Source organism: Bacillus sp. PK6-026, from assembly GCF_054161455.1.
Window position 1 is genome coordinate 155,355 of the sequence record NZ_CP096418.1, and the last position, 20,788, is coordinate 176,142.

The following is a 20,788-nucleotide window of genomic DNA, read 5'->3' on the forward strand; positions in this document are numbered from 1 at the left end:
GAATCATATTTCCTTTCCTTGTCCCATATGTTGTAGTAAGGACGAGCGGGAGGGAAAGGGATGAAGAAAAAAATAAAATGGCTCGGGTTTTTACTCGGCTTTGTCGTTTTATTATGTTTATTTCAATATCAATTCCACAATGATGATTCTTGGCGGTCATGGAATCTTCCGTTGAGCGGCAAGATCATTTATATTGATCCTGGACACGGGGGCGCAGATGGAGGGGCATCAAGCGGTGAACTCCTTGAAAAAGACGTGGCGCTTGAAGTATCCCTTAGAATCAGGGACTATCTCCAGGAACAGGGCGCCTTGGTGTTGCTGACGAGGGAGGACGATCATGATCTCGCTCCTGAAGAAACGAAGGGACTCAGCAGAAGGAAAGCGGAAGACTTGCGAAAAAGGGTCGACATGATCAACGATTCTGAAGCCGACCTTTACCTCAGCATCCATTTGAATGCGATTCCTTCCGCCCGATGGAGCGGTGCGCAAAGCTTCTTTTACGGGCAATATGAAGAAAACGAACGGGCCGCCAAGTTTATTCAGGATGAATTAAGACATAATCTTGAAAACACGACGCGGAAGGCAAAGCGGATACACGGCATTTATTTGATGCAAAATGTGAAAAAGCCGGGGGCCCTCGTCGAGATCGGGTTTTTGTCAAATCCGAAAGAAGCAAAACAGCTGGCCAAGCCCAAATATCAGGACAAAATCGCGGCATCCGTATATAAAGGTGTATTGCGCTACTTTACAGAAGACAGAGACCCTCCTGAATAAGAGGGTTTCTTTTTGTGTCAAAGACACTATAAGGAAAGATATGCTATACTTATTTTGTAAACGAATACAACAAAGGGTGAGATCAATGTTGCGAGAAGACGATGTAAAAAAAATAGTCGGCGATTTGGACGAGCCATTTCTTCACAAGCCGCTCAGAGAGCTGGATGCCGTCAAGGAAATTAAAATAAAACCCGAAAAACGGCACGTCAGCGTAAAGGTGGCGCTCGCAAAAACGGGATCTGCCGAACAAATGCAGCTTCAGCAGGAAATCGTCATACGGTTAAAAGAAGCCGGTGCAGAGACGGTCGGCCTGCGTTTTGAGGAGCTGCCTGAAGAAGTCGTGATGAATAATCAAGAGTCTGCCCAAGGGCAAGATCAATCTCTGCTGAATAGTGAAAAACAGCCTGTGTTTTTAGCGGTGGCAAGCGGTAAAGGCGGCGTCGGCAAGTCGACGGTGTCCGTCAATTTGGCTGTGTCTTTGGCTCGAATCGGAAAGAAAGTCGGATTAATCGACGCCGATATTTACGGATTCAGCGTTCCGGATATGATGGGAATCACTGTACGGCCGACGATTGAAGGAGAAAAGGTCGTGCCGGTTGAAAGATTCGGAGTCAAAGTAATTTCGATGGGATTTTTTGTTGAAGACAATGCCCCTGTCATTTGGAGAGGCCCTATGCTTGGAAAAATGCTGAATAACTTTTTCCATGAGGTTGAATGGGGAGATGTCGATTATATTATCTTAGACCTGCCGCCGGGAACAGGCGATGTAGCGCTTGATGTTCACTCAATGCTTCCAAGCTGCAAAGAGGTGATCGTGTCGACGCCGCACCCTACTGCCGCGTTTGTCGCTGCAAGAGCGGGCGCGATGGCTTTGAAGACCGATCATGAAATCTTGGGAATCGTTGAAAATATGGCTTATTACGAAAGCGTCAAAACAGGCGAAAAGGAATACGTATTCGGCAAAGGCGGAGGCGAGAAGCTCGCAGAAGAACTCGGTGTTCCGATTCTGGGCAAAATTCCGCTGAAGCAGCCCGATTGGGATGACAGCGAATTCGCGCCGTCCGTTTATGATGAAAGTCATCCGACCGGTGCCATTTATTTGGATATCGCCAAAAAAATCGACGAAAGCATTGGCGTAAAAGCTTAAAGATCAGAAAAAGCTTCCTCCGCGGAAGAAGCTTTTAGTGAATGAAAAGCGGCTTAGCTTTGTTTTTCTTCGCCGCCTTTCATTTCTTCTTTCATGCTTTCAGAAGCAGCTTTTTTCAGTTCCTCTTCAAACTGCTTTCTGTAGAGCGGGCTTGACAGAGTGTCGGATATTACTTCCTGCAGGTGGGTTCGGAATTCCTGGCTTCTGACAAGTTCGCCGTATTTTTTGGCCATTTCAGGATCCTGCATGACCTGGATCAGCATTTTTTGGTACTCAGGATCTTTCATCAGTTTTTTCAGCACTTTTTCATGTTCATTTTGAAGTGTTTTGGCAAAGCCTTCTGCGAATTTTGGATCTTCGAAGACTTTTTTCCAAAATTCGGCTCCTTTTTTGGAGGTCATTGTTTTTTCAACGGTTTCTTTGACGGTTTTTTCATCCATCACAAGTGTTTCATTTAATTTGTCATCATTTAATATTTCTTGAATCGCTTTTTTTCCGTCATCTGTCTTTAATATATCGACAACCATCTTTTTGGTTTGATCATAGTCCATCTCAGCTGCTTGGTCCGTGGGAGCACAAGCTGTTACAGATAGAAACAGAAAACAGCTTATCGATAGCATTGTGGTCTTGAACATGCTTAAGCTCCTTTCGAAAACTCGTCTTACCTTTAATATGAATGTCTTTTATAAATTTATACATAACAAAATATCGCTGCTACAGCGTTTACTTAGGGGTTGGGAAGTCTACAATGAAAAGCCGTAATCTCGTCCGATTTTTCTTTTCCGTGTTGGGTGTCGGAGCTTTGACTACAAGTATTGTCGGTTTTGCCATTGAGTGGGGAAGATATAAGGAGCTGTTTCTTTCCTTCGAGGTATTGGAGATTCTTTCTGTTCTATTTTGGTTTATCGGGGTTGGCATGATCTTTAGCGTGATTGCTCAAATGGGGTTTGTGATTTTCTTAACGATTCACCGTTTTGCACTGGAAATCTTCAGATCTCATTCTTTGTGGAATTCGATTCAGCTGTTTTTGATTGTATTTGTCGCGTTTGATTTGGTTTACTTGCGTTTTCTGTTTTTTGAAAAAGAGGGAGGCTCCATCATTCCGTATATTTGGCTGCCGCTCTTTATTTTGGCGGTAAGCATTGCGGCCGCTTATGCAAAGCAAAAACAGTCCTCTAAAAAAACGTTCGTTTCCGCATTATTTCTAATGTTTGTTTTTACTGTGATGGAGTGGTTCCCGGCGTTAAGGGTCAATGAAGAGGACTGGCTCTATTTAATGCTGCTTCCTTTATTAGCCTGCAATGCTTTTCAACTTTTAATGCTGCCAAAGTTTCAGGCCCGCGCTTAGACCGGTTGCTATTTTACTTCTGATGATTTTGCATCCGTATTTGCAATTAAATCGCTAACGGTTACATTTTTGAGTCCCTTGCTTCTGAGGTGGTGCACGATCTCAGGCAGGGCTTCTTTTGTTTGTTTGGCCGAATCTGAAGCGTGAAAGAGCACGATATCACCAGCGCTCACCGTTTCATTTACGTTTTGTACGATCTTTTGAACCCCCGGGTTCGTCCAGTCATCCGAGTTAATACTGTAGTGAACGACGGTATAGCCGTACTGTTTAGCGACATCGAGTACGTCTTTATTAAACTGGCCGGTTGGCGGCCTTAAAAGCGTGAGGTCCTCAAGACCGAGCTTTTGAAAAGAGTTTTGTGCTTTTGTTAAGTCTTTTTTGATTTCGCTTTTCTTCATTTGCGAATAGTTTTTATAAGCATAGCCCATGCTCCCGATCTGATGACCGTCTTTACGGATTCTTTCCACGACATCCGGATGGCGCTCCGCCCATGAAGCTGAAAGAAAAAAGGTCGCGTCTTTAATACCGTTTGCTTTTAATGTATCTAAAATAGGCATGGCCTTTTGATCTCCCCAGCTAATATTAAAGGTAAGAGCGACTTCATTTGTATCTGTGTCTCCTCTATATACCGCTTTTGCTCCGCTTTCTGTAGAAAACACAGGAAGAGGGAGCAGGTTTTGTACATAAAAAAAGCTTGCTGTCGCAAAAGCGGCTATCATAATAATGATTAACTGCTTAATCCGTTTCATATGCCACACATAAAAATGGTTCACAGAGAAACTCCTCCTTGTCCATGCTGCTTTGTATTCATCCTATGCTCGTTTAAAATAGAACATAACAATAATTCACCTTAAGAAAAAAATTAAAAAGAGGGTTGACCAGATTTGAATTAACATGTTATATTATTATTCGTCGCTGATAAACAGCTGACATGAAAAAGCTCCAAAAAATAATTTTGAGAAAAGTTATTGACAAATATGTGAGCTTGATGTTATATTATTAAAGCCGCTGAACGAAGCGGAAATGATCTTTGAAAACTAAACAAGACAAACGTACCTGTTAATTCATTAAATAAATCGCACATGCGAATGTGCGTAGTCATTATCAAACTTCATGGAGAGTTTGATCCTGGCTCAGGACGAACGCTGGCGGCGTGCCTAATACATGCAAGTCGAGCGGACAGATGGGAGCTTGCTCCCTGATGTCAGCGGCGGACGGGTGAGTAACACGTGGGTAACCTGCCTGTAAGACTGGGATAACTCCGGGAAACCGGGGCTAATACCGGATGCTTGATTGAACCGCATGGTTCAATTATAAAAGGTGGCTTTTAGCTACCACTTACAGATGGACCCGCGGCGCATTAGCTAGTTGGTGAGGTAACGGCTCACCAAGGCAACGATGCGTAGCCGACCTGAGAGGGTGATCGGCCACACTGGGACTGAGACACGGCCCAGACTCCTACGGGAGGCAGCAGTAGGGAATCTTCCGCAATGGACGAAAGTCTGACGGAGCAACGCCGCGTGAGTGATGAAGGTTTTCGGATCGTAAAACTCTGTTGTTAGGGAAGAACAAGTACCGTTCGAATAGGGCGGTACCTTGACGGTACCTAACCAGAAAGCCACGGCTAACTACGTGCCAGCAGCCGCGGTAATACGTAGGTGGCAAGCGTTGTCCGGAATTATTGGGCGTAAAGCGCGCGCAGGCGGTTTCTTAAGTCTGATGTGAAAGCCCCCGGCTCAACCGGGGAGGGTCATTGGAAACTGGGGAACTTGAGTGCAGAAGAGGAGAGTGGAATTCCACGTGTAGCGGTGAAATGCGTAGAGATGTGGAGGAACACCAGTGGCGAAGGCGACTCTCTGGTCTGTAACTGACGCTGAGGCGCGAAAGCGTGGGGAGCGAACAGGATTAGATACCCTGGTAGTCCACGCCGTAAACGATGAGTGCTAAGTGTTAGAGGGTTTCCGCCCTTTAGTGCTGCAGCAAACGCATTAAGCACTCCGCCTGGGGAGTACGGTCGCAAGACTGAAACTCAAAGGAATTGACGGGGGCCCGCACAAGCGGTGGAGCATGTGGTTTAATTCGAAGCAACGCGAAGAACCTTACCAGGTCTTGACATCCTCTGACAACCCTAGAGATAGGGCTTCCCCTTCGGGGGCAGAGTGACAGGTGGTGCATGGTTGTCGTCAGCTCGTGTCGTGAGATGTTGGGTTAAGTCCCGCAACGAGCGCAACCCTTGATCTTAGTTGCCAGCATTCAGTTGGGCACTCTAAGGTGACTGCCGGTGACAAACCGGAGGAAGGTGGGGATGACGTCAAATCATCATGCCCCTTATGACCTGGGCTACACACGTGCTACAATGGGCAGAACAAAGGGCAGCGAAGCCGCGAGGCTAAGCCAATCCCACAAATCTGTTCTCAGTTCGGATCGCAGTCTGCAACTCGACTGCGTGAAGCTGGAATCGCTAGTAATCGCGGATCAGCATGCCGCGGTGAATACGTTCCCGGGCCTTGTACACACCGCCCGTCACACCACGAGAGTTTGTAACACCCGAAGTCGGTGAGGTAACCTTTTGGAGCCAGCCGCCGAAGGTGGGACAGATGATTGGGGTGAAGTCGTAACAAGGTAGCCGTATCGGAAGGTGCGGCTGGATCACCTCCTTTCTAAGGATATTATACGGAATATAAGACCTTGCGGTCTTATAGACAGGTGCGTTTAGATCTTGTTTAGTTTTGAAGGATCATTCCTTCAAAACGTGTTCTTTGAAAACTAGATAACAGTAGACATCACATTCAATTAGTAATGCAAGATATCACGTAGTGATTCTTTTTAACGGTTAAGTTAGAAAGGGCGCACGGTGGATGCCTTGGCACTAGGAGCCGATGAAGGACGGGACGAACACCGATATGCTTCGGGGAGCTGTAAGCAAGCTTTGATCCGGAGATTTCCGAATGGGGAAACCCACTGCTCGTAATGGAGCAGTATCCATATCTGAATTCATAGGATATGAGAAGGCAGACCCGGGGAACTGAAACATCTAAGTACCCGGAGGAAGAGAAAGCAAATGCGATTCCCTGAGTAGCGGCGAGCGAAACGGGAACAGCCCAAACCAAGAGGCTTGCCTCTTGGGGTTGTAGGACACTCTGTACGGAGTTACAAAAGAACGAGGTAGATGAAGAGGCCTGGAAAGGCCCGCCATAGGAGGTAACAGCCCTGTAGTCAAAACTTCGTTCTCTCCTGAGTGGATCCTGAGTACGGCGGAACACGTGAAATTCCGTCGGAATCCGGGAGGACCATCTCCCAAGGCTAAATACTCCCTAGTGACCGATAGTGAACCAGTACCGTGAGGGAAAGGTGAAAAGCACCCCGGAAGGGGAGTGAAAGAGATCCTGAAACCGTGTGCCTACAAGTAGTCAGAGCCCGTTAATGGGTGATGGCGTGCCTTTTGTAGAATGAACCGGCGAGTTACGATCCCGTGCAAGGTTAAGTTTGAAAAGACGGAGCCGCAGCGAAAGCGAGTCTGAATAGGGCGCATGAGTACGTGGTCGTAGACCCGAAACCAGGTGATCTACCCATGTCCAGGGTGAAGTTCAGGTAACACTGAATGGAGGCCCGAACCCACGCACGTTGAAAAGTGCGGGGATGAGGTGTGGGTAGGGGTGAAATGCCAATCGAACCTGGAGATAGCTGGTTCTCTCCGAAATAGCTTTAGGGCTAGCCTCAAGGTAAGAGTCTTGGAGGTAGAGCACTGATTGGACTAGGGGCCCCTACCGGGTTACCGAATTCAGTCAAACTCCGAATGCCAAAGACTTATCCTTGGGAGTCAGACTGCGAGTGATAAGATCCGTAGTCGAAAGGGAAACAGCCCAGACCGCCAGCTAAGGTCCCAAAGTATACGTTAAGTGGAAAAGGATGTGGAGTTGCTTAGACAACCAGGATGTTGGCTTAGAAGCAGCCACCATTTAAAGAGTGCGTAATAGCTCACTGGTCGAGTGACTCTGCGCCGAAAATGTACCGGGGCTAAACGTATCACCGAAGCTGCGGACTGTTCTTACGAACAGTGGTAGGAGAGCGTTCTAAGGGCTGTGAAGCGAGACCGGAAGGACTCGTGGAGCGCTTAGAAGTGAGAATGCCGGTATGAGTAGCGAAAGAGGGGTGAGAATCCCCTCCACCGAATGCCTAAGGTTTCCTGAGGAAGGCTCGTCCGCTCAGGGTTAGTCGGGACCTAAGCCGAGGCCGAAAGGCGTAGGCGATGGACAACAGGTTGATATTCCTGTACCACCTCCTCACCATTTGAGCAATGGGGGGACGCAGGAGGATAGGGTAAGCGCGGTATTGGATATCCGCGTCCAAGCAGTTAGGCTGGGAAATAGGCAAATCCGTTTCCCGTAAGGCTGAGCTGTGATGGCGAGCGAAATATAGTAGCGAAGTTCCTGATTCCACACTGCCAAGAAAAGCCTCTAGCGAGGTGAGAGGTGCCCGTACCGCAAACCGACACAGGTAGGCGAGGAGAGAATCCTAAGGTGATCGAGAGAACTCTCGTTAAGGAACTCGGCAAAATGACCCCGTAACTTCGGGAGAAGGGGTGCTCTGTTAGGGTGCAAGCCCGAGAGAGCCGCAGTGAATAGGCCCAGGCGACTGTTTAGCAAAAACACAGGTCTCTGCGAAGCCGTAAGGCGAAGTATAGGGGCTGACGCCTGCCCGGTGCTGGAAGGTTAAGAGGAGCGCTTAGCGTAAGCGAAGGTGCGAATTGAAGCCCCAGTAAACGGCGGCCGTAACTATAACGGTCCTAAGGTAGCGAAATTCCTTGTCGGGTAAGTTCCGACCCGCACGAAAGGCGCAACGATCTGGGCACTGTCTCAACGAGAGACTCGGTGAAATTATAGTACCTGTGAAGATGCAGGTTACCCGCGACAGGACGGAAAGACCCCGTGGAGCTTTACTGCAGCCTGATATTGAATGTTGGTACAGCTTGTACAGGATAGGTAGGAGCCTTGGAAACCGGAGCGCCAGCTTCGGTGGAGGCATCGGTGGGATACTACCCTGGCTGTATTGACCTTCTAACCCGCCGCCCTTATCGGGCGGGGAGACAGTGTCAGGTGGGCAGTTTGACTGGGGCGGTCGCCTCCTAAAAGGTAACGGAGGCGCCCAAAGGTTCCCTCAGAATGGTTGGAAATCATTCGCAGAGTGTAAAGGCACAAGGGAGCTTGACTGCGAGACCTACAAGTCGAGCAGGGACGAAAGTCGGGCTTAGTGATCCGGTGGTTCCGCATGGAAGGGCCATCGCTCAACGGATAAAAGCTACCCCGGGGATAACAGGCTTATCTCCCCCAAGAGTCCACATCGACGGGGAGGTTTGGCACCTCGATGTCGGCTCATCGCATCCTGGGGCTGTAGTCGGTCCCAAGGGTTGGGCTGTTCGCCCATTAAAGCGGTACGCGAGCTGGGTTCAGAACGTCGTGAGACAGTTCGGTCCCTATCCGTCGCGGGCGCAGGAAATTTGAGAGGAGCTGTCCTTAGTACGAGAGGACCGGGATGGACGCACCGCTGGTGTACCAGTTGTTCTGCCAAGGGCATCGCTGGGTAGCTATGTGCGGACGGGATAAGTGCTGAAAGCATCTAAGCATGAAGCCCCCCTCAAGATGAGATTTCCCATTCCGCAAGGAAGTAAGATCCCTGAAAGATGATCAGGTTGATAGGTCTGAGGTGGAAGTGTGGCGACACATGGAGCTGACAGATACTAATCGATCGAGGACTTAACCTAAATGTTTGTGAATTGTCTGACCGTTATCTAGTTTTGAGAGAACACCTCTCATACATAGTTTGGTGGCGATAGCGAAGAGGTCACACCCGTTCCCATGCCGAACACGGAAGTTAAGCTCTTCAGCGCCGATGGTAGTTGGGGGCTTCCCCCTGTGAGAGTAGGACGCCGCCAAGCTGTTTATATATCTTTACCCTGCATGAATTGAAGCTTATCTTATTCCGCAGTAGCTCAGTGGTAGAGCTATCGGCTGTTAACCGATCGGTCGCAGGTTCGAATCCTGCCTGCGGAGCCAATGCTTCCATAGCTCAGCAGGTAGAGCACTTCCATGGTAAGGAAGAGGTCAGCGGTTCGAGCCCGCTTGGAAGCTTAAGTGAATACGTTGATATGACAAGGTTTCTCCTATGGTGGAGAAAGCTTTTTTTGTTTTATGATATTTTGCTTTCAACTTATAGAATGTATAAAAGCAGGCTTAACGCCTGCTTACTGCTATACCCTCTCATATAAAACGTTAATTGCGACTTCTAAGACAAGAAGGAACAACATATAACTCCCGTACTTTAACGTATCAGGTTCATGCTGTTTTGAGTCTTTAAAAGTCCATATAAATAATGCTACAACGCCAATAACGGTCACGATTTTGCTAAGCGTTAATAAAGACATGACAACCTTCCTTTATATTGAAAATTATTTATTATCCATCTTCCATATTTATAATTAAAATCCCTTTTAACCGTAAAAACTTTTTCTGCTATTAAACAAGCTCTCTGACTCGGATGACAGAGAGCTTGTTTAAATATGTTTAAAATCCATTTAAAATAGAGAAGATCCGATTGTTTACACTGCCAAAAGATTTGATGTTGTTTTGGATGTTAGAAAATAGAATGACGTATCTGCTCCCTGTCAGACTGAAGCTGTTTAATATGTTATAGCCGGGCATGACACCGTGACTAGAATAGCTTCCCGGCGACACATAAAAGCCCATACCGTATGTTGCTTTGTTTGGCGTAAACATTTTCATAAAACTTTCATTGGAAATGATTTTTCTTTCGTAAAGTGCTTTATCAAATAAATACATATCATAAGCGGTCATATAAATATCACCAGCCCCATAAAGCTGTGATAAATTCGGCATGTCAGGCGTATAAAGCTCTTTTTGCGGGTTTAATTTATACCCTGTCGACGGATTTGACTCTTTAGCAAATGTTTTATAAAAGCCTGCGTGTTTCATACCGGCAGGTTTAAAAACGTGCTTTTTGATGTATTGATCGACTGGTTCACCGCTTACCATGGAGACAATGTATGCCAGAACCGAGTAATTGGAGTCTCTATAATCCCATTTCCCAGTTGGGTATTTTACGCCTCGTTTTTCGATATCTTTCATTAAATCTTCCGGCGAAATATATCCGTGGCCTTCTTTGTGCCCCCTAATCCCTGATGTGTGTGTCAAGAAATGATAAAGGGTGATCTTTGAGCCGTTTGGAAAGTCAGGAAGATACTTAGAAACGGGGTCATTTACTGATAGCAATCCCTTTTCCTCAAGCTGTAAAATTGCCGTTGCAATAATTGCTTTTTGTGATGACCCAACATAAAAGACGGTGTCCGGTGTATTGGGGACCATTTCCTCGCGGTTTGCATATAAATACCCTTTGCTTGTCACAACGTTTCCGTCTTCTACAATTAATGCTGTGCCGCTGAATCCAATGCTTTTTAAATATTGATCCAATTGAGCATTATCATTTTTTGTGATGATAGGGTTCTTTTTTGTTTCATTTTGATTTGTCTTCTTCTTTGCTTCAGGCTGTTCTTTTTTTTCAGTTGCCTGTAGTTGATTTTCTTGGTGATCTCGCATACCGCTTGGAAGTGCAAGATAAATTACCCCACAAACAAGAAGAAAGGAAAGAATGATGAGCCTTCTTTTTGTTTTCTTCTTTTTTCTTTTCTTTATTCGCGTTCTGTATGTTCTTGCCATGGCGGGTACTCCTTCTTTTATATGTGACGTATTTACTGACGCAATAACCCCTTAAAAAGTTTCTTCAAAATGCTAATATTTTCATACATGGTTTGGGATAATGCCAAAATTTACATTTTATTTACACTTGAATAAGAACAAATGTTCTTATAAAATAAAGATGTGAGGTGAGACGATGAATAAGCTGTTGTATCGTTCAATGGAAGACGGTTTTCCGGTAGAAATCATTTACATGAAAGAAAGTAGTTTTTCTAAACGGGCGATTCTCGTGAAAGAAATTAAAAACGGTTATGTGAAAGCATTTTGCTTCCAAAAACAGCAGTTCAGAATGTTTAAGATAGAGGCCATTTTAACCGTGTTCCCCTATAAAAAAAGAAGCATAGCTCATTATGCCTAAAAGCTGCTCTTTCATCTTGCTGTCTTCTTTTCTGTATTCCCTTCCTGTTTTGATATTCCATCTTTTGTTATAATGAATGTAAATTCGATTTAAAGAGAGCGGGCGTTTTACATCTATGCTTCAGACGATCAATAAAACACTTGGTAAGATTATGCCTTTACTGACGCCTTTAAGTGTTGTCAGCGGGGTGTTGCTTGCGGATTACTTAAATGGGCTGGCGGGTCTTGTGCCGTGGATTTTTGCGTTTATGACATTTGCCGGCAGCCTTGGGGCAAATTTTCAGTCGCTGAAAACAGCGATGGTTCATCCCTTGCCGATGCTACTCGCTTTATTTGTTTTGCACATATTTATGCCTGTTCTGGCATGGGGCACGGGGCATCTTGTGTTTAGCGGAGATTCATTAACGATTACAGGGCTTACCCTTGGTGTTGTCATTCCGACGGGTATTACGAGTATGATTTGGGCTGCCATGTATAAAGGAAACATCGGCTTAACCCTATCGATTATTTTAGTGGACACGATTCTTTCGCCTTTCATCGTTCCGTTCAGTCTTTCCATCCTGGCCGGGGCGCATGTTGAAATGGATGTAATCGGTATGATGAAAGGTTTAGTCGGAATGATTGTGATTCCTTCTTTGTTAGGAATGCTCGTCAATCAATTTTCAATACCGGAGCGGACAGCGCGTTTAAGCGCAAATTGCGCTCCATTTTCGAAAATCGGGTTAGCCGCCGTGGTGGCGATTAACAGCTCAGTTGTCGCTCCTTACCTGAAAAACGTCGATTTAAAGTTTTTAACGATAGCCGTTACGGTTTTTTTGGTGGCATTTACTGGATACATGACAGCTTGGCTGATCGGTCGGCTGATGAAACGGCCCCAGGAGGAAATCGTGGCTTTAATTTTTACCGGAGGAATGCGGAATATTAGCGCCGGCGCTGTGTTGGCCACCGGATTTTTTCCGCCGCAAGTGGCGGTGCCCGTTGTCATCGGCATGCTGTTTCAGCAGATCCTGGCTGCGCTATATGGGCATTTGCTTGCAAGAAGCGAGCTGAAAAAAACGTATCATTTAGACAAAAAAACGAGTCTGCCCTCATAGTTGGCAGACTCAAACCTTACAGGAGTGAAAAAAAATGAAAACCAATAGGGTAAGTGTGATGATGTGGACTTTAATTTCCGCATTTTTGTTTTGTTCTTTATTAGTCACAGCTTCACTTTCTCCGCTCGCTCATTCAGGCCCCCATGCTAATGAGTTTGGCACTTTGGGGATGTGGGCGGCAATCGGAACCGTTTTACTCTTTTATATCCTTCCCCTTGCTGTTTATATGGCCGGGTTTGATGCGATGAAGTTTGTAATGGCTGTTCTTTGCGGAATTGGATTAATCATCACGCTGACCATGATTCCAGTGGTTATGTTGATTGGCGCTTTTGGCGGATATGCTTCTGCTTTATTGGGCGTCGTATGCCTTTGCATTCTGTCAGCGATCGTGAATGTGATTTGGTTAGTCGCCGCTTTTCGCAGGCCGTCAGCGGCTGCTTCTTTCTAATATTTAAAAACCGCTTTCCCGCGTTGTGTTCAAGTTCGCCAAGTTCCTTTTGCGATCAGGTGGACGTTTCCCCCGATGTGAATTTCTATGCTGTTTTCCGTTGTATGCGCTTCAATATAAAGCAGGGAAGGCCGGTTTATTTCATACCCTTGTTCAGCCCTTATGCTGAGGTCATTTTGATTAAAATAACCGTGATGCAGTAAATATCCTGCGAGATCCCCGATCGCGCTTCCTGTTGCCGGATCTTCGGGAACGCTGAGACAGTCGCAAAAAACTCGTGTATTGATATGATTTTGTTCATGATAGGTTTCCGTAGAAAAAACGAGCAGACTGGCTTCTGTTTCTTTCATAAAAGCTTCAAACCGATCCTTGTTGATTTTGCATTTTTTAACTGCACTTAGCGAATTTAACGGGACGATAACTGCTGGCAGACCTGTGGAAACCTCTTGTATCGGGAAATCCAAATCCATATCACATGTGTCGATACCGAGTACTTCTGCCATCATTTCTTTATCAAAAGTTCGATTAAATACAGGCGGATTTTGCTTCATCCAAATGATCTGATCTTCACCTTTGTCAAACGATACCGGTATTGCGCCTGCTCGAACATTTAAAATGACGCTTGAAGATGGTTCAGTTTCGATTTCATTCTTTATGATAAACGCTGTGCCCAGCGTCGGATGTCCTGCAAACGGAATTTCTTTTTCCGGGGTGAAGATTCGGACATCATACCCGCTGTTTTCCTGTTTCCCTAATATAAATGTTGTTTCGGAAAAATTAATTTCCCTAGCTATTTTTTGCATTTTATCACTTGATTGGTTCTTTTCTGCTTTAAAAACGGCGAGCTGGTTTCCTGTATATTTTGTTTCTGCAAACACGTCCACAAGGTAAAATTCCATCCGATGTCTCTCCCCTTTAAAATGACCTTCCTGCCCTAAAGGCAGTTTTACATATCTTACATGAGATGAGAATCATTGAACAGTCTAAAAAAATAAAGAAGAGCGGATCCCGCTCTTCCTAATAAAGCAAATACTTCTTTCTGATATTCATAAACCGTTTTTGATCTGCTTCGTATTTTTTGACGATTTCATCAATTGAAGCGCCTTGTTCAATCATAGCTTTGACCCATCCATTCCCGATCAGACGGTTGAAATTGCCTGAAGGGAGGAACTCAAAGTCGTCCGGGTAGAGGTCATGGACGGTTTTGATGATCGCGATACCGGTATTTACAGGCTTAAAAGCGGACCTGTTTGTCACGTAAAGCTCCACCCCGTGGCACAGTTTATTTTGATGCTTTGAAAATGTCGGAGTGAACGAGGCGGCTCTGAATCGGACGCCAGGAAGCTTCAGACCGTTTAATTTTTCGGCGAGTTCCGTACTTTTCATGTAGGGCGCACCAATTAATTCAAAAGGCTTTGTCGTGCCCCTTCCTTCTGACATATTGGTTCCTTCAATTAAACCTGTGCCCGGGTAGACGATGCCCGTATCCGGCGTCGGCATGTTCGGGGAAGGCAGGACGAAAGGAAGACCAGTGTCTTCAAAGAACATCTGTCGCTTCCACCCTTTCATTTTGATGATGGTTAAATCGGCGCCGATGTTAAATTCGTCATTAAACAGCTTTGCCAGTTCTCCTGCGGTCATTCCGTGCTTTAAAGGGATGGGATACATTCCGACAAATGAAGAATAATCTGGATCAAGGACAGGTCCTTCAACTTTTAAGCCGCTTTGCGGGTTTGGCCGGTCAAGAACAATGAATGGAATGCCGTTTTCTTTTGCCGCCTCCATCGCATAAGCCATTGTGTAAATGTAAGTGTAAAACCGCGTTCCGACATCTTGGATGTCAAATAGCAGGACGTCAACGTTTTTCAACATCTCCGGTGTCGGTTTTCTCGTATCTCCGTAAAGGCTGTAGACGGGGAGACCGGTTTTTTCATCAATATAAGAGTCAACCTTATCGCCGGCTTGAGCGTCTCCCCTTACACCGTGCTCTGGACCATAGAGAGCGGTCAGCTCAATACCGGGGGCTTGGTGAAGCAAATCGATGCTGCTTGTTAATGCTGAATTGACACCGGTTGGATTTGTGATGAGACCGACCCTTTTTCCTTTTAATATGCTTTTCTTGTTCATGATCACTTCAATACCCGGTGAGACCTTTGCTTTCTTTTCTTTGTCCGGAAAGGCCGCTGCTGCGGTTAATGTACTGAAGACAAACATTCCCGCAAGCAGCCAGATCGCTTTTTTTCTCATTATGACCCTCCTTTGTGAAGCGGCTTGCCGTTTTTAATATTCAACCCGTAGCCGAACGGGTAAAGGGTTTCTCCGGGGCGTGTGACCGAAGGAATGTCTACGGGCAATGTTCCTTTAGGCTTTGCCTTTCCGAAGATAACTTCCACTCCGGCCGGAATATTCGGCTGCCTGAAGCCCCCGTTTGCATAGCCTTTAAAGCCATATACTGCGATCACGGCAGCGGCTTCTTCAAAATTTGCCGTGTCATAAGGGTTTCGTAAGCTCATTAAGACAAATTTTTTCCCGTTTGCCTGAGCGTATTTCATGGCGGCGCGCGGAAAAGCAGTTGCCCACTTGCTTGAGTCTTGAATGCTGTCATCAATGACACCGTCGTTCACAACAGGATCGTTTTTGACTACATATGATCCTGTGATGACATAATCGGCCTCGTCAATTTTCTTTTGAATCTCTTCATCAAACGTTTTTTCTGCAAATCGATATTCGACGACCTTGATGTTTTTCTTTATTTTGCTGATGGTTTTGGCGATTGCTGCTGTTTGCTCTTCGTATGGGGCGAGAATGAGGACGGTATCCCCTTTTTTCGGTTTGAATGGCAAGGTGCTTTTTTCATTTTTAAGAATGGTGACGCTTTCTCTTGCCATTTTCCTTTCGGATTTCATGTGTTTGTTGCTGCCGACCGTTTTCAAGGCGTATTTGATTTTTTTCTGAAGCGGTTCGGAGCCGGTGTGATCGATGATACCGCGGTTTATTTTTAATTGAAGGATTCGCTCCACCGACTGATCGATTTGTTCGATAGGGATCTCACCTTTTTTAACGGCTGTCAGAAGAGCTTCGAATACACGCGCTAGATTTTTTTCGGTCTCAAGCGATGTGACTTGTGCGGGCATGAGGGCGATGTCGACTCCTGCTTTGACAGCCATGACGACGGCTTCCTCCTGTCCGAAATTATCAGAAATGGCTTTCATATTTAAAGCGTCTGTTACGACAACGCCCTTAAAGCCGAGGTCTTTGCGGAGAAGGTCTGTCATGACTTTTTTGGAAAGTGTTGCAGGCACCATGATGTCCTCGCCGTCTTTTTTGCTTTTATAGGTTGTATTGTCAAAGGCGGGGAACTGGACATGCGCTGTCATGATCATGTTAATCCCTGCATCGATCGCTTTTTGAAATGGCGCAAGTTCAATGCTTCTCAGCCTTTTTTCATCATGCGGAACAAGCGGCAATCCGTAATGACTGTCAACCGCTGTATCGCCGTGTCCGGGAAAGTGCTTTGCTGTAGCGATCATTTGCTCGTCCTGCAGGCCCTTCATCATCTGGATGCCGAGCTTTGAAGTCAGCTCAGGCTTGGAACTGAAAGAACGAACGCCGATGACCGGGTTGCCGGGATTGTTGTTGACATCAAGTACAGGACTGAAGTTCACGTTGATGCCCAGCGATGCTAATTCTTTTCCGATGATTTTTCCTGATTTGAAGGCATTTTTGCTGCTTCGCGATGCACCGACTGCCATATTGCCGGGCAGGTTTGTGCCTGATTCAAGTCTGGTGACAATCCCGCCTTCCTGATCGATCGTGATAAAGAGCGGAATGTCAGGACTCGCTTTTTGCAAGCCGTCCGTTAACCGTACAGTCTGCTCTGTGCCTGTGACATTTTCAGCAAAAAGAATGACACCGCCGAGCCGGTATTTTTGAATGATTCCCGCGACTTCGTCATTCATTTTTGTTAATCCTTTGGCGTTCGATTCCCCTTTTTTCTTCCAGTTTCTAAAGTCAGGCATCAGCATTTGTCCGATTTTCTCTTCAAGCGACATGCTGCTGACCATTTGTTTGAGGTGTTGTTCCGGCTGCTGTTTCGCTTCTGCTTCGCGAGCGGCGGGCTGCAAAGCGAGAGACGATAACAGCAATGCAATCAACGCGCATTGAAGAAATCTTTTCATATAAGGGTCGCCTCCTATTGGTGATGTAACGCCTCGTAAATAGCTGTAATGACGCTGCCGTACTTTCCGGTTGCAAATGCGTCACCTTCAAATTGATTCGGGTTTTCTTTAGGGTTGATGACAGGAGAGTGCTTTTTATTGGTTAACAACACAATGCCGATTTGATACACGGGATCGATGATAGTGACGGTTCCCGTCCAGCCGGTATGGCCGTATGCCTTGTTGCTGGCGTGCTTGCCGAACATCCACTCCATATCGGTATTGCCGTTAAGCCGCCATCCTAGTCCATATGTGGGATTTGTTTTTGACGGCTCAGTAAATTGTGAAATGACCGAACGGCTGAATAGATGTTGTTTCCCGTAACCGCCGCCGTTCAGCATGACTTGAAGGAGCACTGCTGCGTCGTCAACGGTGGAAAAAAGGCCGGCATGCCCAGAGACGCCTTCCATTGAATAGAACGCTTTTTCATCGTGGACTTCCCCTTGAAGCGTGTAAGTTCTGATATTTGGAAACAAGATGGTGCCATCTCTGGTGTTTCCCTTTCGTTCCGTAGCTGCAAAATGCGGCGGTTTAAAGCCCTTTTGGAGCGGATTAAACAAAGTATGCCGCAACCCGAGAGGCCGGTAAAATTGGTTTTCAACAAAGGTATCTAAACGCTCGTTTGTGACTTTTTCTATGATCAGCCCGAGGAGCATATAGTCGATGTCACTGTAAATTTGTTTTGTGCCGGGTTCATATGACAAGGGGGTTTTGACAAGATATTCAAGCGTTTTGCTCCGTGACTGAGAGTAGAGGTGTCCGGCTGCTTTCGGGTCGTAATAGTTCCAGCTTGCAGGGAAGCCTGCGTGATGGTGGAGCAAATCTATGACGCGGAGCCGGTTTTTTCCCTTTACATCGTCTTCCGGGTGATCATTGAAATCAGAAAGATAATGTGAAATGTTTTTGTTCAAGTCAAGCTTTCCGGTGCTCACTAAATGCTGCAAGGCAAAATTGACGGCATACATTTTTGTATTGGAGGCGAGGTCAAACATCGTGTTTGCTTTCATTTTTTTTGGATGTTTGAGCGTCGAGAGGCCGTTGTATTTCTGCTTGTAGCCGTATGCTTCTTTTTTGACGATTTTTCCGTCTTTTATCAAAATCAAGGCAGCCCCGGGAAAGCCCGCTTTGACATCCTGTTCGATCAGACGGTCCACGACTTTAAGCTTTTCCGAAGAAAAACCGGCTTCTTCAGGTGTTTTCGCCTTCGTTAATACGGGATATGTCAGCTGACCTGTTGTCTCGTTCGCAATTGCAGTCTGTGCTGATGACGGAAGCGGGAAAAAGCATGTCAGCAACAATAGGGACGATGCTGCAGCGCTGATCATAAACTTTTTCAGCTTGCTTCACTCCTTTCTGTCAAAAAATGTATAGTGGGAATTTTAAACAAACGTTTAATCAAATTCAACTGCCATATCGTCTTTAAAACCAAAGAGATATGTTAAGGCAAAGCCGGCAGCATAGGAAATAAACAAACCGAGAATATACAAAAGAACTTGGTGGGTATGGACTAAAAATGACAAAGGAAGACCTGATACGCCTATCGATTCGGTCGCGATTTTGAAATACGCTTGAAAGGCTCCACCTACTCCGGCGCCGAGGCACGCGGTTAAAAACGGACGTCCGAGTGGAAGAGTCACACCGAATATGAGCGGTTCACCGATTCCGAGCAGGCCTGACGGCAGTCCGCCGGCAATGGCTCTTTTGAGCTTTGCTTTTTTTGTTTTGAAATAGATCGCAAAAGCGGCGCCTACTTGACCTGCGCCCCCCATAGCCAGAATCGGCAGCAACGGGTCATCGCCGATTGAATTGATTAATTCCATATGAACGGGTGTCAATCCCTGGTGCAGTCCGGTTACGACGAGCGGAAGGAAGGTGGCCCCCAGTACAAAGCCGGCGATAATGCCGCCGAGATCTAAGATGGCGAGAAGTCCTGACGTAATGGCGTCAGATATCAAGCCGCCGACAGGCATGAAGACAACGTAAGTGACGATTCCTGTGATGAGAAGGGAGACTGTAGGTGTGATGATGATGTCGAGTGAATGAGGTACAAGGCGCCTGACCCGTTTTTCGAGAAAAGCGATAAATGCAGCTGCGAATAAAATACCGATTAAACCTCCGCGTCCCGGCAAAAGCGCTTCACCGAAAAGCGAAATATCACCAACGGCCGGGTTAATGATTAAAATACCGGCTAATCCGCCGAGTGCGGGGGAGCCGCCGAATTCTTTCGCCGTATTGACCCCGACCAGGATGCCCAAATACGTAAATAAACCTGAACCTATTACCGTTAAAATAATGGCGGTTTGTGATGTTTCAGCGAGCCAGCCTGCTTGGATAACGGCTTTGGTGATTCCGGTAATCAAGCCTGAGGCGACCAAAGCGGGGATCAGCGGTATAAAAATGCTTGCGATCCGCCGAAGAAACAATTTAAAAGGCGTCGCGTTTTTCTTGGAAATCTCAGCTTTATGTTTGGCTGCGGATTGTTTTAAGTCAACGTCTTCCGCGGATTGAAGCAACTTCCCGAATTCGTCTGATACGTGCTGTACGACGCCGGTGCCGAGGATAATCTGAAGCGTTTCCTCCTCAACGACGCCAATCACGCCTTCAAGCGCTTTGATTGAGCCGATGTCGGTTTTTTGACTGTTGACAGGCGTGATGCGCAGGCGCGTCATACAATGGGTATAATCCGCGACGTTAGACGGGCCGCCGATGTGTTGTAAAATCAGTTTTGCCAGGCCGGCATATTTTTTCTCATCGCTCATTTTATATCCCCCTTTTTTACAATTCGCTCATTCCCATCATGCGGATGGCCGCTTTTGTTTGATCAATATACTGAATGATGTCCTCGTAGCGCTCCGCGGCTATGCCTAAAAACAGAATGTCAATCATGTAAAGCTGAGTTAAACGAGAGGAGGTGGCGGCGCTGCGAAACGGCGCTTCGTTTGAGCATGACGTATACAGGGCGATATCGCTTAATGAAGAGACAGCAGACTGTCCAAACCGCGTCAGTCCAATGGTTTTAATGCCATGTTTTTTGGCGAGTCTGACTGCATTGGCGATTTCATGCGTTTCTCCTGAATGGGATATGGCAAACAGAACGTCATTCTCGCCGGCATTGGCGATTAATGTCGCGACAAGATGCATATCACTAAAAGCGGTGGCTTTTTTATTGATGCGCAAAAATTTCTGCTGGGCATCTTGTGCGACGATTCCTGAAGCCCCGATCCCGCAAAAATGAACCGTTTCTGCGTTGATCAGTATTTGAATCGCTTTTTGAAGATCTTCGTGGTCAATGTTTTCAAAGGTATCGCGAATCGCCTGAATCGAATTGCTGGTTGTTTTTTGAACGATTGAATGGAGCGGCTCTTGCGGTTCGATATCCCGGTATCCCTGATCAGACGGTTTCATTAAATCGCCGGCGACCCTCATTTTTAAATCTTGAAAGCCTTTCAGCCCCAGAGATTTGCAGAGCCGTATTGCCGCCGCCCCGCTTGTCTTAGCCGAAGAGCTCACCTCTTGAATGGTGCCGTTTACGACCTCGTGTGGGTTTTTCAAAATGTATTCGGCAAGCTTTCGTTCAGATTGCGGCAATCTGTGAAGCATATTCTGAATGATTTCCAATCCTCCTGCAGCCATT

At 46.3% G+C, this 20,788-nt stretch carries 15 protein-coding genes, 2 tRNA genes and 3 rRNA genes; 11 read left to right on the top strand and 9 right to left on the bottom strand.

Annotated elements, in window-relative coordinates; genetic code table 11:
- Positions 1 to 60: 60 nt before the first annotated feature.
- Together cwlD and M1D59_RS00885 are read left to right on the top strand one after the other, a co-directional pair.
- Positions 61 to 774 carry an N-acetylmuramoyl-L-alanine amidase CwlD gene (gene cwlD / locus M1D59_RS00880; RefSeq protein WP_023855900.1) on the top strand — a complete coding sequence of 238 codons (714 nt, stop codon included), beginning with the start codon at positions 61 to 63 and terminating at the stop codon, positions 772 to 774.
- An 85-nt stretch (positions 775 to 859) separates the two neighbouring features.
- Entirely contained in the window at positions 860 to 1,921 is a 1,062-nt protein-coding gene (locus M1D59_RS00885; protein WP_020449903.1) for an Mrp/NBP35 family ATP-binding protein, read from the top strand.
- Positions 1,922 to 1,974: 53 nt separating this feature from the next.
- On the opposite strand, the gene gerD is transcribed toward M1D59_RS00885, so the two are convergent.
- Positions 1,975 to 2,556, bottom strand: coding sequence for a spore germination lipoprotein GerD (gerD, locus tag M1D59_RS00890; RefSeq protein ID WP_023855899.1), 582 nt, complete (start codon positions 2,554 to 2,556; stop codon positions 1,975 to 1,977).
- A 113-nt stretch (positions 2,557 to 2,669) separates the two neighbouring features.
- Between gerD and M1D59_RS00895 the strand changes: the two genes are divergently transcribed.
- Positions 2,670 to 3,269 carry a KinB-signaling pathway activation protein gene (locus M1D59_RS00895; protein ID WP_020449905.1) on the top strand — a complete coding sequence of 200 codons (600 nt, stop codon included), beginning with the start codon at positions 2,670 to 2,672 and terminating at the stop codon, positions 3,267 to 3,269.
- 8 nt (positions 3,270 to 3,277) lie between these two features.
- Here the strand turns inward: M1D59_RS00895 and pdaB are convergent, their stop codons facing one another.
- Positions 3,278 to 4,042: a polysaccharide deacetylase family sporulation protein PdaB gene (gene pdaB / locus M1D59_RS00900; RefSeq protein ID WP_025810445.1), complete on the bottom strand. Its 765-nt coding sequence runs from the start codon at positions 4,040 to 4,042 to the stop codon at positions 3,278 to 3,280.
- Between the two features lie 337 nt (positions 4,043 to 4,379).
- On the opposite strand from pdaB, the gene M1D59_RS00905 reads away from it, so the two are divergent.
- From M1D59_RS00905 to M1D59_RS00925, 5 genes are all read left to right on the top strand, one after another.
- Positions 4,380 to 5,929 (top strand): 16S ribosomal RNA (locus tag M1D59_RS00905).
- Between the two features lie 171 nt (positions 5,930 to 6,100).
- Positions 6,101 to 9,030: ribosomal RNA gene (locus tag M1D59_RS00910) — 23S ribosomal RNA — on the top strand.
- Between the two features lie 58 nt (positions 9,031 to 9,088).
- Positions 9,089 to 9,204 (top strand): 5S ribosomal RNA (rrf, locus tag M1D59_RS00915).
- The 16S, 23S and 5S rRNA genes sit together here with 2 tRNA genes alongside, the layout of an rRNA operon.
- Positions 9,205 to 9,247: 43 nt before the next feature.
- Positions 9,248 to 9,322 (top strand) — tRNA-Asn (locus M1D59_RS00920).
- 2 nt (positions 9,323 to 9,324) lie between these two features.
- Positions 9,325 to 9,397: transfer RNA gene (locus tag M1D59_RS00925), tRNA-Thr, on the top strand.
- A 432-nt stretch (positions 9,398 to 9,829) separates the two neighbouring features.
- On the opposite strand, the gene M1D59_RS00930 is transcribed toward M1D59_RS00925, so the two are convergent.
- Entirely contained in the window at positions 9,830 to 10,999 is a 1,170-nt protein-coding gene (locus M1D59_RS00930) for a serine hydrolase domain-containing protein (protein ID WP_023857673.1), read from the bottom strand.
- A 175-nt stretch (positions 11,000 to 11,174) separates the two neighbouring features.
- Between M1D59_RS00930 and M1D59_RS00935 the strand changes: the two genes are divergently transcribed.
- The 3 genes from M1D59_RS00935 to M1D59_RS00945 all read left to right on the top strand — a co-directional run bounded on the left by M1D59_RS00935 (position 11,175) and on the right by M1D59_RS00945 (position 12,937).
- Positions 11,175 to 11,396: a hypothetical protein gene (locus M1D59_RS00935; RefSeq protein WP_020449908.1), complete on the top strand. Its 222-nt coding sequence runs from the start codon at positions 11,175 to 11,177 to the stop codon at positions 11,394 to 11,396.
- A 151-nt stretch (positions 11,397 to 11,547) separates the two neighbouring features.
- Positions 11,548 to 12,489: a bile acid:sodium symporter family protein gene (locus M1D59_RS00940; protein ID WP_095292699.1), complete on the top strand. Its 942-nt coding sequence runs from the start codon at positions 11,548 to 11,550 to the stop codon at positions 12,487 to 12,489.
- A 34-nt stretch (positions 12,490 to 12,523) separates the two neighbouring features.
- Positions 12,524 to 12,937 carry a DUF5391 family protein gene (locus M1D59_RS00945; RefSeq protein WP_026580420.1) on the top strand — a complete coding sequence of 138 codons (414 nt, stop codon included), beginning with the start codon at positions 12,524 to 12,526 and terminating at the stop codon, positions 12,935 to 12,937.
- Positions 12,938 to 12,966: 29 nt separating this feature from the next.
- Here M1D59_RS00945 and M1D59_RS00950 read toward each other — a convergent pair whose 3' ends face one another.
- The 6 genes from M1D59_RS00950 to M1D59_RS00975 form a co-directional block, all read right to left on the bottom strand.
- Positions 12,967 to 13,836 carry a PhzF family phenazine biosynthesis protein gene (locus M1D59_RS00950; protein ID WP_458117712.1) on the bottom strand — a complete coding sequence of 290 codons (870 nt, stop codon included), beginning with the start codon at positions 13,834 to 13,836 and terminating at the stop codon, positions 12,967 to 12,969.
- A 118-nt stretch (positions 13,837 to 13,954) separates the two neighbouring features.
- The gene (locus M1D59_RS00955) at positions 13,955 to 15,184 is read right to left on the bottom strand and encodes an exo-beta-N-acetylmuramidase NamZ family protein (RefSeq protein WP_020449912.1); all 1,230 of its coding nucleotides are present in this window, start codon (positions 15,182 to 15,184) and stop codon (positions 13,955 to 13,957) included.
- Positions 15,184 to 17,115 (bottom strand): glycoside hydrolase family 3 N-terminal domain-containing protein, encoded by a 1,932-nt coding sequence (locus tag M1D59_RS00960; protein ID WP_458117713.1) that lies wholly within the window; start codon positions 17,113 to 17,115, stop codon positions 15,184 to 15,186. Before M1D59_RS00960 ends, M1D59_RS00955 begins: the two co-directional genes overlap by 1 nt.
- A gap of 14 nt (positions 17,116 to 17,129) precedes the next feature.
- Positions 17,130 to 18,479 carry a penicillin binding protein PBP4B gene (pbp4b, locus tag M1D59_RS00965; protein ID WP_039073107.1) on the bottom strand — a complete coding sequence of 450 codons (1,350 nt, stop codon included), beginning with the start codon at positions 18,477 to 18,479 and terminating at the stop codon, positions 17,130 to 17,132.
- A gap of 66 nt (positions 18,480 to 18,545) precedes the next feature.
- Complete coding sequence (locus M1D59_RS00970; RefSeq protein ID WP_020449915.1) at positions 18,546 to 19,913, bottom strand: PTS transporter subunit EIIC; 1,368 nt, start codon at positions 19,911 to 19,913, stop codon at positions 18,546 to 18,548.
- Positions 19,914 to 19,929: 16 nt separating this feature from the next.
- The gene (locus M1D59_RS00975) at positions 19,930 to 20,787 is read right to left on the bottom strand and encodes a MurR/RpiR family transcriptional regulator (protein WP_020449916.1); all 858 of its coding nucleotides are present in this window, start codon (positions 20,785 to 20,787) and stop codon (positions 19,930 to 19,932) included.
- Position 20,788 lies beyond the last annotated feature (1 nt).